This is a genomic window from Spirochaetales bacterium (assembly GCA_016930085.1).
Taxonomy (GTDB): Bacteria; Spirochaetota; Spirochaetia; order SZUA-6; family JAFGRV01; genus JAFGHO01.
In genome coordinates this window covers 1-17,599 of sequence record JAFGHO010000052.1, presented here as the reverse complement: position 1 = coordinate 17,599, position 17,599 = coordinate 1, and the positions used below count along the sequence as shown (strand labels likewise).

The following is a 17,599-nucleotide window of genomic DNA, read 5'->3' as shown; positions in this document are numbered from 1 at the left end:
TAAATGTCAAAAAACAGTTTGCTTTTTGAGAAAAGCGCCAAAACCCGGCTTAAATATGTAAGTCACTCTATAATAAACAGATAACAACCATTTCAATATGAACTCTTGTAATTGTGAGAAATCCGGGTTAAACCGCGATAAGCGGCCCGGCAATCGCAGTTGACGCAGCGATTTCTTTATGGTAGAATAATTTGTTGTTCAAAGAAAAAGAAATTTTTTTATCGGTCCATTTATTAAAAAAAACGGAGGAACAAATGAAAAAAATCTTTTATCCTGCCATCGTGCACAGTATGATATCTTTATTTCTCTGTTTCACTTTTTCAGGGTATGCCCAGGTAACGCTTGTTAAAACCATTGATATAAACAAGTGCGGTTCCTGTTCACGGATGCTTATCGGAGATGTCAGCGGAAACGGCCGCTACGATATCGTGATGATGCAGCCGGATTATATGAGCGACGACCGGTATATCGGACACCAGGTCGCCTGTCTCACCGCATACAGTGTCGATACGGGGTCGATGTTATGGCAAACCGGAAGCAGGGAATCCTCGTCATCAAGCGGATCGGATATTCCCGCGCAAATATACGATATCGACGGGGACGGCTATAATGAAGTCCTTGCCGTGATGAACGGCAGGTTTACCGTCATCGACGGCCGGACCGGTTCCGTGGAAGCGACCTATTCACTCCCCCACCCCGACGCCCACGACACGATTGTGATCGCCAATTTCTCCGGTAATGACCGGCCGCGGGATATACTGCTCAAAGACAGGTACAACCATGTATGGGCGATGGACGGGGACTGGAACCTGCTCTGGACACATACGGGGAATACCGGCCATTATCCCTGGCCGTATGATTTCGACAATGACGGGAGGGATGAACTGATGTGCGGAAACGATCTCCTCGACCATGACGGAAGCGTTATGTGGCATACCGATATGCCGGACCACGCGGATGGAATCTGGGTCGCCGACATCGACATGAACCCCGCAAACGGGATGGAGATCGTCTGGGGGGGAAGCGACACCGCTGTCTTCCACTGGACCGGAGAGATGATGTGGCGTAACAACGATACCATCGAGTCGCAGAACGTCATTCCGGGTGATTTCCGTACCGACCTCCCCGGCCTGGAAATAGCGGGACTTGACCGGATCGACCGCGGAAGCCCCGGCCAGGACGCGATATTTCTCATCGATTCGGGAGGAACCACCCTTTACCGCGAAAACAGAACACCGGACGGATACGGCACGATCGTCAACCTGATGGTCGACTGGGATATCGGCAGGGACTATATCGCCGCGTGGCGCAGGGGAAGCAACACGCCATGCGGCCTGTATGACGGAAACATCAATACCGTAGCCGTATTTTCATTCAATGAATATCTGATGAGTGCCGATTTTTTCGGCGACGAACGGCACGAGGTGATCATCTTCAACACCGTTGAAGCGAGAATCTATTCGAACGGTCCGTGCGACACATCGATACAGCCACCTGGACGGCCGAAACCACAACCCAAACGCCTGTATAACTGGACCAGGTACTGGGGCGGGGAATATCCGCCCGCAGACGCGGCAGGCAGGGGAAACACGACCCCCGGAACGACACCCCCGCCCAATTCAGTCTGCGGTGATACGAATAACAGCGGCACCGTCGATATTGTCGATGCCCTTTTATGCGCCCAATATTACGTCGGCCTTCAACCTCAGGGGTTTGCCGCGTCAGCGGCCGATGTGAATGGAAGCGGGAGTATCGATATAGTGGACGCCCTATTAATCGCCCGGTTCTACGTGGGCTTGATATCGTCGCTTGATTGTTAGGATCGAAAACGGCAACAGGACTTTTTCAAAGTGAGATCCCGCAGGTGTTTTTGTTACAATCGAGCCGTATACCGGAGGCGGATGATATGTCCAGTGAGACGGCCATGCCCCTTTTTATTCGAATGTAATGAGGGTCTGCGCGGCTTTCTGGTTTGCGAAACTCAGCTTTATCCAGTCGGCGGAGCGCTCTGTTTTGGAAATAGTAACTTCGTCGATCGAACCCGTGAATTGCGTCACATCATACCGGTTTTCCGAACTGACGCCGATACTCAAAGGACAATCTCTGCTTATACTCGCCGAAGACGCCGCGGTTGTGTTTGCATAGTCCCCGTCCTCGTAAGCGACTATATCGCTTCCGATTCTCATGCCGACGACATAGTGCCACTCCCCGTCCGCGATATCGCTTGAACCCATGACCGCAGACTGGACACCAGAAACATATATTTCCAAACTCCACCTGGCATCGGTATTGGCATCGTGCAATACAAGATTATACCCCGAGCGCGGAGCCTCATTATCCTCTTTACTCAAGATCAACGGCCATGTAAAGGCCGCTGCCGCCTGTGTGGTTTTAACCCAGGCTGAAACCGTGAAATTCCGGCCGCTTCCGAAATCGAGATCACCCAGGTTATACGGGACGTTCACGTAATCGGGGAACTCCGCGAATTCCTGTCCCTGCCCGACCACGCCGTCTTTCACCGTCGCGGCGGTGTAATCGTCTCCGTGGTAGACGTTGTCCGTCGAATCGTTATAAAGGGCCGCGCTTCCGGTTCCCGCGGCATCCTCGGCCAGATGCCACACCCCGGCGAATCCGTTTGAGGAGTCGAACACGCAGGACGGACACATTCCATCAGCGACACTACCGTCGATCACATCGTCGTAATACATCGTGATGTAATCGGAATCCGAGTTTCCGTGAACGACCGGGACGAGTACCCATACCTCGGCGTAATTTCCGCCCTGATCCCATCTCTCGATTTCATAATCAAGCCAGGTTGTTCCGTCCATATCGAGAAACCGGATATCCGGCGCCCCGGGTCGTGTCGCATCGATAACCGCTTGATCCGTGATACGGACTAAAACGGGGAAATCACCCACATCCCCGTCGACATCCGCCCCGTCCGGGGTCGTGTCGAATTTGATCTTCACGCTGCCCGTGAAGTCCGTTGTTTCGTAGACGGTGCTCGTTTTACCGGCATTTTCGTGAAAAGGATTGTAGAATGCGATATTGCATGCATTGAAAAGAAAGAGAAGGACGAAAAAGAAAAAGACACACCGCTTGTCCCCGACCATATAACCACTCCCTGTAAAACACCCGGCTTTACCATAGAAGCCGTTTTTCTATCATCCGCCAGTCGTTTTTATAATTAAAGGTCTTTACAAGTTGTGATCTTTTTGACGATATATAACTGTTTTCTTCTATTGTATAGTATACTGCATTCGCTTTGTATATTCAAGGTAATACAAAAAGGAAACGCATAAATAACGGGACCCGTGGGCCCCCGTTTTCAATTACCGGTGAAATGTCAACGCCACCTGTCGTGGATAAAGAGGTGTCCTCATTATATTAATCTCTTCCTGACTCTATTCCTTTTCCCATACATGATAATCGCCGGGATTACCTCCGTCATGCCAGGCGATATAATTGGCATTCCAGTCGAGCGTGCTTTCAAGCTTCGAAGCGGTGACATTCAACAGTCTTGCACACAGCAGAATGATTTCACTCCGGGGAATTTTCCCCTGATACTTTTTTTTTGCCAATCCCACCAGTGCCGTACATAACCAGGAACTTGGATCTGTCCTGTGATGCCAGTAATTGAGCGTCGAATATAACGTCTCAAGCTCATGTTCATCGACTCCGTATTCCTTGCCATTATGGGTAACCGAAGCTCTTTTGTTGAAATTATCGAGCCATTCTCTCACGGGGTTTTTTCGCTTTTTTTCCATTTCCGCATTAAGCATAATCAATATCACCCCGAAAATCAATATCGGTCTGATTACAACTCATGACGGGTTCCGCGACAGCCGCCGATACGGTGAAAATGACACGGAGGGCCGGTCCGCAATATCGCCGCACGCAAAACGCACTCATCCCTTTATTATTCTGTTCGCGACGAGTGACGGGACCGCCCCCGGATGGCGCAGCAATAGATTTTTGAGTGACTTGTAGCGGGAGTAGAGGTTCAGGAGGGTGTGGTACCGTTTCACCTCACCGGAAGAAAGATGCAGCGTCCTCATCGACGCGGCGGAGAAATAACCGTCGCTTTCCATCGACCGTTCGTCGACGATAAGATTCATTGTCTTCGCTTTCTCATGCAGCCCGCTTCCCCGGTACGGGGCCGCCATACTGAACTGGACCTCGTCGAACGGCAGACGTCTCGCGAGCCTGAAGGTCTCCCGCAGGGTCGATGTCGATTCGAGGGGGCTACCGATCATGAAATATCCGTACACACCGATTCCCTTTTCCTTGGTCAACCGTACCGCCCGTTCGATCTGTTCCGGTGTAATGCCTTTATTGATATCGTCCAATATCTCCCGATTTCCGCTTTCAATACCGTACATGACAGTGACGACCCCGGCCTGCTTCAATGATTCGAGCATTTCACCGTCCACGCTGTCGACCCTCGAATTAATGGCGATCTTCACCGTTATCCCTTTTTCCTTCAAGCTTACGCAGAAATCCAAAACGAATTGTTTCCTGCACGTGAAGGTATCGTCGAGTATGAAAAGACCGCCGAGTGAATATTTTTCGACGCAACAGCCGATCTCTTCCATAACGTTCGCGATCGAACGGAAGCGCACCCGTTTTCCGAAAATGGTCCTGAGTGTCGGCTGGCAAAACGAACAGTCATGGGGGCATCCCCGCGAGGTTATTATCGTCGTCGCCCGTATATTACGATATGAAAATGTTTTCTGGGTTCCCCCTTTGAGATAGTAACGCATGGGCAGCAGATCGCGGGCCGGAAAAGGAAGCGTATCGAGATCGGAAACCGGCGGCCGGTCCGGATTATGGATTATCGTATTCGTGTGATGATCGCGATAAGTAACGCCTCGAATGCCGGAAAACGCGCCGGAAGGAGATCGTCCTTCATTATTATGCAAAGCGGCGACGATCTCGTGGAACGTCACCTCACCTTCTCCTCGGACACATGCGGCAACGGGAAACCGTTCGAGGACATCCTCAGGAGTGACCGACGAATGCGGTCCGCCGGCCACAATCGGTATATCGGGAAATGCGCTTTTTATTTTTCCCATGACACGCCCCGCCCGTTTCAGGTAAGGGGTCATCAGATACATGCCGAATACAACCGGCTCGTCAAGCGTCGACAACGCTTCATCGATGTCCTGAAAGGTCATATCGATAATCGCCACATCGTCTATGTTTTTGGAAAGCAGATAGGCCGCAATGTAGGCGAGTCCCAAGGGGGGTTGATAAGAGATGGCGGTGCGGGGATTGACTAAAACGACCAGTGACGCATCCCCCTTTCGGACGATCTTTTTTCACTCGATTGCCGGAATGCCTGCATACGACAATAACTATATACATTAGCCTTCCCTGTTGCAAGCACAAGGCCGGTCGGGTTTGATTCATATATTTTCGCGTGATCGAGTATAATGTATACCCAATGCGTGCCAGTTATATACTGTAATTTTCTTTCATAATCGATTATCCCGGTATTGTTTTCCACATTGCAGCGAATTATACTTACAATGATGTAAGTTTATAGCAGGAGGGAGAAACCATGGTAAAGGAGAGAAAACTTGAAGAGATAAAAGCGAGAATATCCAATCAGATCAGAAAAATGGCTTATAACGGTTTTAAGATTGTCCTTTTCGAGTGGAAAGAAAAAAATCTGAGAATCCACACCACCGACAACGAAAATGTCATAAAAATCGCGAGTTTCTTTCAACGACGGTTTCCGGGCTGGTTGAGTACAATCAATGTTTCTGTATGCGGAGATTCGAGGGTGATGCGGATTTAGCATGCCCGGCGGTCGGGGACGGCACCGTGTGATAACCGTTTCACACCATACAGCCGTACATCAAACACCCTTTCCGGCTCGACTCGTGCCGCCCCCGTTTTTCCCTTTGAAAAAATCCGGCCGCAGAGAACCTTCTCCGGAAGCGGCCGCCTTGTTGACGAAATAAGCCTGAAACCGTCGAGGGCACCTTCCGGCGTTCGTTTTCCGATTCCGGTAAAAGACTGTCATATATTATGCAAAAAGTATTGATCTTTGTTTTATATATTATTAATATTAAGAACGATTATTATAATGACATCGAAACGGAGAAAAAGCAAACGGCGGGACGGCATTCATGAGACGGTCAAATTCAGCACAGAACATTCCGCCGTATGAGGCGATTGCCGTCCCCAGGGAGAGACCGTTGTGAATGTCTTTCGAGACAGGGTTAACCGTACCGGTTAAGAAAAAAAATTAAGGAGGACAATTATGAGTAAAGAAAGTAAATGCCCTGTTACCGGCGCAATGAACAAACCGACAGCCGGTCAGGGAACATCGAACCGTGATTGGTGGCCGAATCAGCTTAATCTCAATATTCTTCATCAGCATACACGGGAATCGAATCCGATGGATAAGGAATTCAGGTATGCGGAAGAATTCAAAAAACTCGATCTCACCGCGGTAAAGCAGGACCTTTATAAGCTGATGACGGATTCGCAGGACTGGTGGCCGGCGGACTGGGGTCATTACGGAGGACTGTTCATCCGGATGGCCTGGCACAGCGCCGGAACCTATAGGACATCGGACGGCCGCGGCGGCGCAAATACGGGAAATCAACGTTTTGCGCCTATCAACAGCTGGCCGGACAATGTCAATCTGGACAAGGCCCGGAGACTGCTTTGGCCGATAAAGCGGAAATACGGCAACAAAATCTCCTGGGCCGATCTGATGATTCTGGCGGGGAACTGCGCACTGGAATCGATGGGATTTAAAACATTCGGTTTCGCGGGGGGGCGGGAAGATATCTGGGGTCCTGAAGAGGACGTATACTGGGGGAAAGAAGATACCTGGCTGGGCGACAAACGCTACAGCGGCGACCACGAAGACCTCGAAAATCCCCTGGCGGCAGTACAAATGGGACTCATCTATGTCAATCCGGAAGGTCCCAACGGGAATCCGGATCCGGTAGCCTCGGGCAAAGACGTACGCGTCACCTTTGCCCGTATGGGGATGAACGATGAAGAGACCGTTGCGCTTGTCGCAGGCGGCCATACCTTCGGCAAGGCGCACGGCGCCGGTGACCCCGCGCTGATGGGCCCCGAACCGGAGGCGGCCCCTCTCGAAGAACAAGGTCTGGGCTGGACAAACAAGTTCGGCACGGGAAAAGGAGAACATACGACCACCAGCGGCATCGAGGGCGCGTGGAAACCCGAACCGACGAAATGGAACAATGGGTATTTCGATATGCTTTTCGGTTACGAATGGGAACTGGTGAAAAGCCCCGCCGGTGCGCAGCAATGGCTTGCAAAAGACGTGAAGGAAGAGCATATGATTCCCGACGCCCACAATCCTTCCAAAAAACACCGGCCCATGATGACCACGGCGGATTTATCGCTCCGGTTCGATCCGATTTATGAACCCATATCACGCCGTTTCCACGAAAATCCGCAGGCGTTTGCCGACGCCTTTGCGCGGGCCTGGTTCAAATTGACCCACCGTGACATGGGGCCCCGTACCCGTTATCTCGGGCCTGAAGTACCCCGGGAAGAACTCATCTGGCAGGATCCCGTACCGGCCGTCGATCATGAACTGATTAACGAGGCCGACATTGCGGCGCTCAAAAAAAAGATCCTTGCTTCGGGTGTATCGATATCAAGCCTTGTTTCGACGGCCTGGGCGTCGGCCTCCACGTTCAGAGGTTCGGATTTCCGGGGCGGGGCCAATGGAGCGCGCATCAGATTAGAACCGCAGATAAACTGGGAAGTCAATCAACCGCCGCAACTGAAGAAAGTCCTGGAGACGCTTACCGGCATTCAGCGGGAGTTCAACAAGGCGCAGTCCGGAAACAAGAAGGTTTCGCTTGCCGATCTGATTGTGCTTGCAGGCTGCGCCGGAATCGAGAAAGCGGCCAAAGACGCGGGAGAGGACATCGAGGTTCCCTTCTCACCCGGGCGTACCGACGCGTCGCAGGAACAGACCGATGTCGATTCGTTCGCGGTACTCGAACCGGCGGCCGACGCGTTCCGCAATTATCTGAAAACGAAATACACGGTGAAAGCGGAAGAATTGATGATCGATCGGGCGCAATTGCTCACCTTGACCGCGCCCGAGATGACGGTACTCATCGGCGGTCTGCGTGTATTGAACGCAAATTACGGGCAATCTTCTCACGGTGTTTTCACGAAAAGGCCGGGTAAACTCACGAATGACTTTTTCGTCAACCTGCTGGATATGGGAACGACATGGCGGCCGGGCGCGAAAAACGGGGATATATACGAAGGCCTCGACCGGAAGACCGGCGAACTCAAGTGGACCGGAACGCGCGTCGACCTCGTCTTTGGTTCGGACTCCCGGCTTCGCGCGATAGCCGAAGTGTACGCGTGCGACGGGGCTCAAAAAAAGTTCGTAAAGGACTTCGTGGCCGCGTGGAACAAGGTAATGAATGCCGATCGCTTCGATCCGGCCTGAGTATTTTAAGGAGACGGTTATGAGACGGCTTTAAGCCGTCTCGTGGCTGTCCATCTAAAATATTGACGGAAAAAAATTAATATAGTAGAATAGCCAACGTCAAAGGGGAGTAGTTTTTATTATATAGTCAACATACCGGTAAAACCCGTTTTTACCTGGCTATATAACCGTTGATAAAAGGTAACGAGACTTTTGGCATAATGATAAAGCAGTGTCTATGTCATTATGCGTGAGGTCTCGTTTTTTTTTATTTCGATGCCGGGAGAAATTGACGTATGGATTTTTTGACGGTTATCGGTACAGCTATCGGCCTTGCCATGGATGCTTTTTCCGTCTGCATCGCGGCCGGCTGTACAATAAAAAAGCCGACATACAGGCATTATTTCCGCCTGGCGTTTCATTTCGGATTATTCCAGTTTTTCATGCCGATACTGGGATATTACGGCGGAATATTGATTGAAGAAATGATATGCTGCTATGACCATTGGATAGCAATGGCGTTACTATCTTTCATTGGCGGTAAAATGATATGGGAGTCCTTTAAAAAAGAAGACAGGAATAATGACGACAAAGACCCGTCACGCGGCATCACCCTCATTATGCTTTCAATCGCGACGAGTATCGACGCGGCGGCAGTTGGTTTCAGTCTTGCCGCACTGAAGTCGCCCGTAATAATTCCGGCAATTTTCATCGGTCTGATTTGTATACTGTTTTCTGTAATCGGAGTATTTTTGGGTGATAAAATCGGTTCGAAACTGGGTGTCTGGGCGGAAAGAATCGGCGGAACGATACTTATTGTCATCGGACTCAAAATATTAATAGAGCATATGTTCTAAAGAATATATGGAATATAAAAATAACGTCGGACGATATCTATGACATGGGCGGACGATTTGGCAAAAACGCACGGCGCTGCATCAAGGAAGCACGCGATGAAAATGAAAAAGACTGATTTGACCGAAGGTTTCGTGGCTTCGACATTACCACAAGAGATTGATGAGAATATAAGCGTCTATGACAAGGAAAAATCACTCTGTGATGCCGCCTTTTATCGGAACAAACTATCCCGCTTCTCACAAATATTTTGATGGTGCGTCCCGCTGACATAATTTTCTTCATACGGTCTGTTATATTTTTATCGATATTTTTCCCTATAAACCCCCAGCATCCTTTGAAACATCCTGCCGTGATTGGGATAACGCAAGTGCAGAAGCTCATGCAATACTGTCTCGATACGTTTCTCCGGTGTTTCCTTAAGCAAGGCCGGGTCAAAGGTAAGACGGCCTTTTGAGGAACAGCTTGCCCACTTCCGGCTCATTTTCCGCATGTGGATTTCCTTTACCCGCACTCCAATATCAGCAGAAATTCGCTGTACATTCGCTTTAAATTCGGTAATGCCCATATCACACACTTTTTAGCACCCGGAGTATCTTTTCGACAAGTTCTTTTGCTTCTGCCATGTCATCATAGGAACCGGAGCCTAACAGAACTTTATATAATTCTTTCCGTATCTCCCGTTCATGGGCTTCACTGTCACTGTAGTAAGGATATTGCTTTAAGACCGTAAGCATTTGGTTTGCCTTCTCTTCCGGGGCTTCCACACCGTATGTTTTCATAGTCCAGTAAACCGAAAACACATCATCGGGAATGTCTTTTTCCGCCTGTTCCCGCCGGGCCTGATTGATTTCATTTATAAGGTTTTTCAGTTCTTCAAGGGCGTCAATCGTGTCCTGTTGACGTTTTTTGAAGTTTTCCGCTACTTCCCAGGCTTTTTCACCTATTGAAATAAGATATGGTTGTCTTGTGGATTCCGCCACAGCCTTATTGATAGACTTGATGAGGTTAAAGACTTTTTCAGTATCAGAGGCTTTGGATTCTTCGATCTTTTTTAACAGCTCTTCGTTGATCTCCGTCACTTCGAGGGAACTCTGTATTTTACCGCTTGCCGTATGTTCCTGCACCAGTTTGGCGGTCTTGCGGGAAAACTCCCTGCCGGATACAACCCTGTTTTCAAAGTTTTCTTTGACAGTCCGGTACATTTCCGCCGTCGTCTCATAATCGTCGATAAAGGGACGCAGGAAAGCGTCCGGCGAGATTATGTCATATATTTCCGATAATTCCCTGAAGAAGGTATAAAAATCCTCTCTGACAGATTCCTCCATAAAGTATTCCAATACCGCTTCATACAGCTTGTCTTTCTTTTTCCCGGCAATAATGGGAAGATATGTTTTCCGTACTTCTGCAATAAGTTCTTGAAACCGGCCTTTTAAAAGCTCTATGTCCTCTACAACCCCTTCAATATCATTGGAATCGAACTGTAATGCTTTTTCCAGATTTTCGAATATCCCCACGAAATCAATAATAAACCCGGAAGGTTTCGGCCTGCCGTTTTCGTCTTCATAGGGACGGTTCAGCCGGGCGGTTGTTTGCAGCAGCACATGATCTCTCATGGGTTTGTCGAGGTACATACAATAAAGCACCGGGTCCATACATTGTGTTGACAAGGGGTATTATAGGCCGGAATTCGCTCTTTATACAAGCTTAAAACGCGCCATGTACCTGCTGCCGCGCCGGTCATCCTCACGTTCCCGTCCCCGTATATCGTCTGACGCCGAGGGTCCACACAAGGCAGCCCAGGGCGAACACCCCCGCTCCGACCAGCGGGGTGATGAACCAGGAGACTGACGGTCCCGGGCTCTTCAGGAAATGATTGACGGGCACGTAGGCGATGAAGGCGTAAGGGAGAATGTAGACGAACACCACCTGGAACGGCCGGGCGAAGATGGTGAGCGGGTAACGGGCAAAACGTTCCAGACCCAGGGTGAAATCCATGAGGGAAATATTATAGGTAAGCCAGAAGGCGGTGGAGCTGACAATGATCCGGATACCCAGGAAGGTAAACGCGGCGCCCAGGTACAGGGGGACGAGGCAAAGCATCCTGATTGCCGTCCATGCCACGGAAAGATTGACGGCGGCATAAATGGTGACGAACAGATTGACGGTGAAGTGCCCGATTGCCTTGATGTCGATGACGTCGGAGACATAATAGAACATGGTGTTCAGGGGTTTGAAATAGCAGTGGATGAAATCGCCGCGGTTCAGGTGGCCCCAGAGCGACCAGAACTTGTCGAAGAAGATCCCGACGGGCGCGAAGGCCAGACCGAAAAATCCGTAGAGGAAGAGCATCTCGTAGAGGTCCCATCCGGCCAGGCTGGTAATGGTACGGAAGATCACGAGCAGGGAGAGAAATCCCGATGCGGTGCTCAGCATCATCCCCAGTGAACCCAGAATAAAATCGGTCTGGAACGACAACCGGTCCTTGAGGTACTGCGATGTCAGGCGGCGGTAGATTCGCAAATAGTAGAACAGTCGTTTCACTCAGGTTATCCTCCGCTTACCGTCAGTTTACCCATGATCCGGCGGTGGAAGAGGCGGCCCGCCGCCGTGAAAAAGCCGATCCAGCCCGCCTGGATGAGGAGCATAACGAGGGATTCTCCCGCCGGCATGCCGCCCAGAAGGAGGGTGACCGGGGTATAGAACATGGCCTGGAAGGGCAGGACCATGAGCACGGCCTGTACGCGCACGGGAAAAAACGGCAGGGGAACCACGGCGCCCGAGAGGAACAGGATGATCGTGTCCTTGACGATTTTAAGACCCAGGATCGATTCAAAGGAATAGCCGCAGACGCCCGCCATGAAATCGATGTTGAACGCCAGCAGAAATGAAAAAAAGAGCGAGAAAATAAAAAAGAGAACATTGAGTCCCGGAAGAATGGGGACCCCGAACATGAAGATGATGAAAAGAAGCATGGGCGCCCCGATGAAAATGATGCGGAAGAAAAAAATCCCCAATGATCTGAACATCATCAACAGCTGCAGGTCCATGGGAAGGTAGAGATGCATGACGATATTGCCGCGGCTGATGCCAAGGCCCATTTCCCAGTCCACCCCCGTGCTGATCATGGAGAAGATGGACCCGCTTACCGCAACGTAGGCGAAGGCCTGCAGAAAGGCCAGGCCGTTCAGGCTGCCGCCGCTTCCCGCATAGACGGCCCGCCAGAGATAGTACACCACAAAAACGCCGACCAGGCTGCCCAGGATCCTGAAGAAAAAATCCATCCGGAAAAAGAGCGAACCGATGAAGGTGTTGCGGATGAGAGCGATGTACCTCCTCATGCCAGCGCGCCCTCGTAAGCCCTGATAATGACCTCCTCCAGTGAGATTTCTTCGATCTTGACGTCCTTTACCTGGTACGTTTTAAGGCAATAGTTCAGGACGTCGATAAGGTTCACCTCGTCCTGGTTCAGGGTGAGGCTCACCCAGCCGTCGTCATTCGGATTGACCGCGATCGGTTCCCGGCAGGGGAAGCGTCCATGCACCGTCCCTTCCAGTGATTTCCTCTCTTTGCCCGACAGGTTCATGATGTCCAGGCGCAGCGTTCGATAGGAACCGAAGGTTTTGTTGAACCGCGCCGTGGGCCCGTCGTATATGATTTTCCCCTTGTCGATGAGGATGATGCGCGGGCAGAGGTTTTCAATGTCGCCGATGTCGTGGGTGGTGAGGATGACGGTGGTTCCCAGATCCCTGTTCAGGGAGCGGATAATGGCGCGGACGCTTTTCTTGACCGAGACGTCCAGCCCGATGGTGGGTTCGTCCAGAAAGATGAGCCGGGGACTGTGGAGGAAGGCGGCCGCGATGTCGCAAATGGTTTTCTGGCCCAGGGAAAGCTTGCGCACGGGGGTGCCGTAATATTGCTTCACGTCGATCAGCTCGTTGAACCGGTCCAGGTTCGCCCGGTATGTCTCTTCCGGAACACCATAGATATCCTTGAGGACTTTAAACGATTCTATCACCGGCAGGTTCCACCAGAGTTGGGAGCGCTGCCCCAGCACCACGCCGATATTGGCCACGTACCGTCTTCTGTCCCTGAACGGTGTGAATGAATCCGCCGTCACGGTGCCTGCGGTGGGCTTGAGCACGCCGGTGAGCAGCTTGATGGTGGTGGATTTACCCGCCCCGTTCGGTCCGATGAACCCGACGATTTCGCCCGTGTCCACGGAAAACGATATGCCGTCAACCGCCCTGACGGTCCGGTAATCCCGGGAGAAGAGGTCCCGGAACGCGCCGGCCAGCCCTTCGTGCCGGTTGAGCAGGAGGAAGTGGCGTTTGAGGTCAATCACTTCTATGATCTTTTTCTTCATATCCATGGTTTCAATACCGGCGGAAAATACATCAATCCGATCTCCTTATAGCGTACGAGTCCAGCCTTCCGCCATCCGGTTCCGGAAGGGATTGCCGGTACAGAGAAACAACAGACATATTTTTTATCCATTTTTTCCAACACTTTTCAGGAATTTATAATCCCTTTCCAGATTCATCCGGATGACATGTTCAATACATCCGATAAAATCCATGATGCACCCGCATCTCAATGAATAATAAACGGTCGTTCCTTCTTTTCTGTCTTCAATAATACCCGCATTCTTTAAAACAGACAGGTGCTTGGACGTCGTGGACTGGTCGATCCCGATCATTTCGGCAAGCTCGCAGACGCAATGTGGTTTTCCCCTGATTTTCTCGACGATAAACATCCTGGAAGGATGCGCCAGGGCTTTCAATATTTTTGCACGGGCTTCACTTCTGTGTTTTTCGTTTTCGGTCATGATAATTTCTTTATGGCTAAATTGCCAGAAATAGCATAATAAGTCAAGAGAATTCTTGACAGAATATTTATCTTTGGCTATTTTACCATATAGCTATGGAATCGATCACAATACTGCCGCCGATAAAAGATCGAGAAATTGAAAGGAGACATTACATGAAAATACAAATACTGGGAACCGGATGCCCAAAATGTAAAAAACTCGAAGAGAATGCACGGAAAGCCATCGCGGAACTCGATGGTGACTTCGAGATTGAAAAAGTCACCGACTTGAACGAGATCATGGAGTACGGGATCCTGATGACACCGGGTCTTGCGATCGACAACAATGTAAAAAGCGCCGGCAAGATACTGACGCCCGAGCAGATCAAGGATTTCATACAAAAGGAAATGCAGCATGACTGAAAAATGGTACAGGCATCCGAATGTGAAACTGCTTATTCTTGCGGGAATATTCCTCTTTGCTTTTTTTGTTCCCTTTTCACACCCCAAAGTAAGTTCGGCCATACAGGAATCCTTCCTGATGCTGGCCGAATACGCGCATCAACATGTTCTTCTCTGCCTTGTACCGGCCTTTTTCATCGCAGGTGCCATCATGGTGTTTCTGAACCGGCAGTCGGTGATAACATACCTGGGGCCAAAAGCAAACAAGGTTGTCGCTTATTCCGTCGCTTCAGTCTCCGGCGCCGTATTGGCCGTTTGTTCATGTACGGTCCTGCCTTTATTCAAAGGAATCTATAAAAAAGGCGCGGGAATAGGCCCGGCCGTTTCATTTCTTTATTCCGGGCCGGCCATCAATATCCTGGCAATCGTCCTTACCGCCAAAGTCCTGGGTGCTGAAATCGGTATTGCCCGCGCCGCCGGAGCTGTGATATTTGCATTTGTTATCGGTTTTTCCATGCACCTGATTTTCAGGAAAGAAGACGAGAAAAGATTAACCGATGAGAAGATGTTTCATTCCTTCGAGGATGACGGAAGGCCGTTATGGAAGCATGCCGTTTATCTGTTCTCAATGGTCGGCATCCTTGTTTTTATCAACTGGGCGCCATCCAAAGGACAATTGCCTGTCTGGGACTTTATTTTCAACGCCAGATATTTTATAACAGGTGCATTCGCGATTGTTCTTGTTGTTTCTCTTTTCCTCTGGTTTAAAAAAGACGAATTAAAGGAGTGGGCGGCCGCCACAAGGGATTTCGCCTTACAGATTCTGCCGTTGCTTTTCGGCGGCGTCATGGTCGCGGGGTTTCTCCTGGGAAGACCGGGGCACGCAGCCTTGATCCCCGAAGAATGGGTAGCAAATCTTGTGGGTGACAACTCGCTGCTTTCCAATCTTATTGCCTCCATTTCCGGCGCTTTGATGTATTTCGCCACGCTGACGGAGGTACCGATCATGCAGGGACTCCTTGGTGCCGGTATGGCCAAAGGGCCGGCGCTTGCGCTGCTCCTCTCGGGACCGTCTTTGTCGCTTCCGTCAATGCTTGTCATCGGGGGCGAGCTTGGTCTTAAAAAGACATTAGTTTATATCGGTCTTGTCATTGTCGCCTCGACGCTGGCCGGTATTGGATTCGGGTTTTTCATCTCCTGCCGCTGACCACGCAATTTCGCAGTCCCGAGAAATCACCGGAGGTTAGTGGTATATGTCCATCCGGTGGAATCGGAAATACAATCTCGCCGTATCCTTCTCTGATATATATGTACCGATTCTTCGTGCGAAGAAGGCGACTCAACATGAAAAATGTATTTTTTTTATGGAGCATTGACAACTTGTAATTGTTCGTCTTTTATGGTAGTTGTAAAGTCACTGGTTTGGTAGTAAATCGATGTAAAGAATACCTCCCCGAAGTGATGCTGAACCTTCGTTCGCTTACAGAGAGGATAAAAAAACGATGACCTGTCATCTGTATTTTAAAAAATCATGTGCATGCGTGTACGTATCGTTGTTTCGGCCGACATTGCTTCAATACAAATCTCAATATCAGAATATATTTTTTTGTAATTATTCAGGAGGTAATCATGTCTGATTCCCACGAAGAAATTATTCTCAAGGGCGCCGCGGTCTGGAACAAGTGGCGCAAGCAAAACAAAGGGCCCCTTCATTTTACCAAGCCCTTCTGGTATAACTGCCCCTGCAAGGATGGAAAGCAGGGAAAGGGTATGAACAAATTGGATTTTTGCACAATAGAATTGTCGGGCGCTTCCATTCATAGTGCATTCGCCGAGGGTTTGAATATTCAAGATGCGGCAATAACCGATTGCCTGTTCGAGGAAGGTGATTTTTCCCGGGCGAATTTCAGCAATACGATATTTAAAAACACGAGATTCAACAAAACCATACTGACGGATGCCGTTTTCAACGGGGCGTCGTTTATTAATTGCAATCTCAACAGGGTGAACCTGACTAATGCCGAATTTTGTCTGAAAGAAATAACGGAGACGGTCGTTTACGGCGTTTCCGCGTGGGACCTGAAGACCTGTGATGAAATGAGGCAATCCAGATTGATTATCGAGCGCACTTATGACCTGTACTCCGATATTATCGCGGCGGGGAAAATTCCATTGATGGTAGACGATATCGAACTGGCCCAGTTCATATATTACCTCTCCGACCACAAAAAGGTGCGAAATCTCCTGAATATTCTGAATGCGAGGGGGGTCCTTCTCCTGGGGAGGTTCAGGGACGGCGGACTGGAACGACTTTACAGTATGGCGGCCTGGCTGAAGAAACGGGGATATACGCCGATGATCTACGACTTCGAGCGTCCGGATATCCTGGATAATACGGAAACGGTTGTCACCATGGCGGGTTTATCTAAAATGATCCTGGCGGACTTATCGGGACCGTCGGTACCTCACGAACTGCACGCAATTTTCAGCAGTTTCCGTAAACCAATAATCGCATATTGCGATAATAATGCGTATAGCATGTTTTCCGAGCTGAAAAGAAAGAATCCATATGTATTTGAAATCAGGTATTCAGATAATGACGATTTATTCATGAAGATGGAAGCCAATGTAAAGTATGCCGAGGAAGCCTATTTCAGAATAATTCAGGAACTGGCCGAAGCCTGAGTATATATGTTTTAACCCTCCCTATGGAGACACCATGACGATTTCCGAACTGAGGTGGAGGGTGCTTTTTATGAGTTTCAGGTGTGGGTGAGTCGGATGGCATGATTTAATCAATGTATGGTTGGCTGGTATTTTAACGTGTCTATCGAATAAAAATATCCCGAATTTGGATTAAAAAAACTCAGATTTAGTATACATTTAGTATAAAACCAGGTCTGGTCACTCATATGTGAGGTTATTAAATGCGGTTTTCACATACAGTTTTAATTATAACTAACTTGTTTCAATATAGACAATTATATTAAATGTTAAAAAACAGTTTGCTTTTTGAGAAAAGCGCCAAAACCCGGCTTAAATATGTAAGTCACTTTATAATAAACAGATAACAAACATTTCAAT

17 protein-coding genes are annotated in these 17,599 nt (G+C 49.5%); 8 read left to right on the top strand and 9 right to left on the bottom strand.

Translation table 11 applies throughout. The features are described 5' to 3' along the window. The first annotated feature begins 254 nt into the window (after positions 1-254). Positions 255-1,820 (top strand): hypothetical protein, encoded by a 1,566-nt coding sequence (locus tag JW881_08485; protein ID MBN1697535.1) that lies wholly within the window; start codon positions 255-257, stop codon positions 1,818-1,820. Between the two features lie 114 nt (positions 1,821-1,934). Here the strand turns inward: JW881_08485 and JW881_08480 are convergent, their stop codons facing one another. From JW881_08480 to JW881_08470, 3 genes are all read right to left on the bottom strand, one after another. After that, positions 1,935-3,113: a DUF2341 domain-containing protein gene (locus JW881_08480; protein MBN1697534.1), complete on the bottom strand. Its 1,179-nt coding sequence runs from the start codon at positions 3,111-3,113 to the stop codon at positions 1,935-1,937. 291 nt (positions 3,114-3,404) lie between these two features. Continuing rightward, on the bottom strand, positions 3,405-3,782 hold the full coding sequence (locus tag JW881_08475; GenBank protein MBN1697533.1) for a hypothetical protein: 378 nt from the start codon (positions 3,780-3,782) through the stop codon (positions 3,405-3,407). Positions 3,783-3,908: 126 nt separating this feature from the next. Beyond that, on the bottom strand, positions 3,909-5,243 hold the full coding sequence (locus JW881_08470; GenBank protein ID MBN1697532.1) for a radical SAM protein: 1,335 nt from the start codon (positions 5,241-5,243) through the stop codon (positions 3,909-3,911). 320 nt (positions 5,244-5,563) lie between these two features. Between JW881_08470 and JW881_08465 the strand changes: the two genes are divergently transcribed. From JW881_08465 to JW881_08450, 4 genes are all read left to right on the top strand, one after another. Next, positions 5,564-5,803, top strand: coding sequence for a hypothetical protein (locus tag JW881_08465; protein MBN1697531.1), 240 nt, complete (start codon positions 5,564-5,566; stop codon positions 5,801-5,803). Between the two features lie 468 nt (positions 5,804-6,271). Beyond that, on the top strand, positions 6,272-8,470 hold the full coding sequence (gene katG / locus JW881_08460) for a catalase/peroxidase HPI (protein ID MBN1697530.1): 2,199 nt from the start codon (positions 6,272-6,274) through the stop codon (positions 8,468-8,470). A 275-nt stretch (positions 8,471-8,745) separates the two neighbouring features. Next, positions 8,746-9,306: a manganese efflux pump gene (locus JW881_08455; GenBank protein MBN1697529.1), complete on the top strand. Its 561-nt coding sequence runs from the start codon at positions 8,746-8,748 to the stop codon at positions 9,304-9,306. A gap of 102 nt (positions 9,307-9,408) precedes the next feature. Beyond that, entirely contained in the window at positions 9,409-9,558 is a 150-nt protein-coding gene (locus JW881_08450; protein ID MBN1697528.1) for a hypothetical protein, read from the top strand. A gap of 47 nt (positions 9,559-9,605) precedes the next feature. Here the strand turns inward: JW881_08450 and JW881_08445 are convergent, their stop codons facing one another. The 6 genes from JW881_08445 to JW881_08420 form a co-directional block, all read right to left on the bottom strand. Beyond that, positions 9,606-9,872 carry a M48 family metallopeptidase gene (locus JW881_08445; GenBank protein MBN1697527.1) on the bottom strand — a complete coding sequence of 89 codons (267 nt, stop codon included), beginning with the start codon at positions 9,870-9,872 and terminating at the stop codon, positions 9,606-9,608. 1 nt (position 9,873) lies between these two features. Beyond that, on the bottom strand, positions 9,874-10,938 hold the full coding sequence (locus JW881_08440; protein ID MBN1697526.1) for a type I restriction endonuclease subunit R: 1,065 nt from the start codon (positions 10,936-10,938) through the stop codon (positions 9,874-9,876). A gap of 112 nt (positions 10,939-11,050) precedes the next feature. Continuing rightward, positions 11,051-11,848: an ABC-2 family transporter protein gene (locus tag JW881_08435; GenBank protein ID MBN1697525.1), complete on the bottom strand. Its 798-nt coding sequence runs from the start codon at positions 11,846-11,848 to the stop codon at positions 11,051-11,053. Between the two features lie 5 nt (positions 11,849-11,853). Next, a complete protein-coding gene (locus JW881_08430; protein ID MBN1697524.1) occupies positions 11,854-12,645 on the bottom strand; it encodes a hypothetical protein in 792 nt (263 codons plus the stop codon). Further along, positions 12,642-13,658 carry an ATP-binding cassette domain-containing protein gene (locus JW881_08425; protein ID MBN1697523.1) on the bottom strand — a complete coding sequence of 339 codons (1,017 nt, stop codon included), beginning with the start codon at positions 13,656-13,658 and terminating at the stop codon, positions 12,642-12,644. Before JW881_08425 ends, JW881_08430 begins: the two co-directional genes overlap by 4 nt. A 135-nt stretch (positions 13,659-13,793) precedes the next feature. Further along, positions 13,794-14,132: a winged helix-turn-helix transcriptional regulator gene (locus JW881_08420; protein MBN1697522.1), complete on the bottom strand. Its 339-nt coding sequence runs from the start codon at positions 14,130-14,132 to the stop codon at positions 13,794-13,796. Positions 14,133-14,287: 155 nt separating this feature from the next. Here JW881_08420 and JW881_08415 point away from each other — a divergent pair, with 155 nt between their 5' ends. The 3 genes from JW881_08415 to JW881_08405 all read left to right on the top strand — a co-directional run bounded on the left by JW881_08415 (position 14,288) and on the right by JW881_08405 (position 17,200). Further along, on the top strand, positions 14,288-14,536 hold the full coding sequence (locus tag JW881_08415) for a TM0996/MTH895 family glutaredoxin-like protein (GenBank protein MBN1697521.1): 249 nt from the start codon (positions 14,288-14,290) through the stop codon (positions 14,534-14,536). Further along, the gene (locus JW881_08410; GenBank protein MBN1697520.1) at positions 14,529-15,722 is read left to right on the top strand and encodes a permease; all 1,194 of its coding nucleotides are present in this window, start codon (positions 14,529-14,531) and stop codon (positions 15,720-15,722) included. The genes JW881_08415 and JW881_08410 overlap by 8 nt, the downstream gene beginning before the upstream one ends. A gap of 422 nt (positions 15,723-16,144) precedes the next feature. After that, a complete protein-coding gene (locus JW881_08405; GenBank protein MBN1697519.1) occupies positions 16,145-17,200 on the top strand; it encodes a pentapeptide repeat-containing protein in 1,056 nt (351 codons plus the stop codon). Positions 17,201-17,599 lie beyond the last annotated feature (399 nt).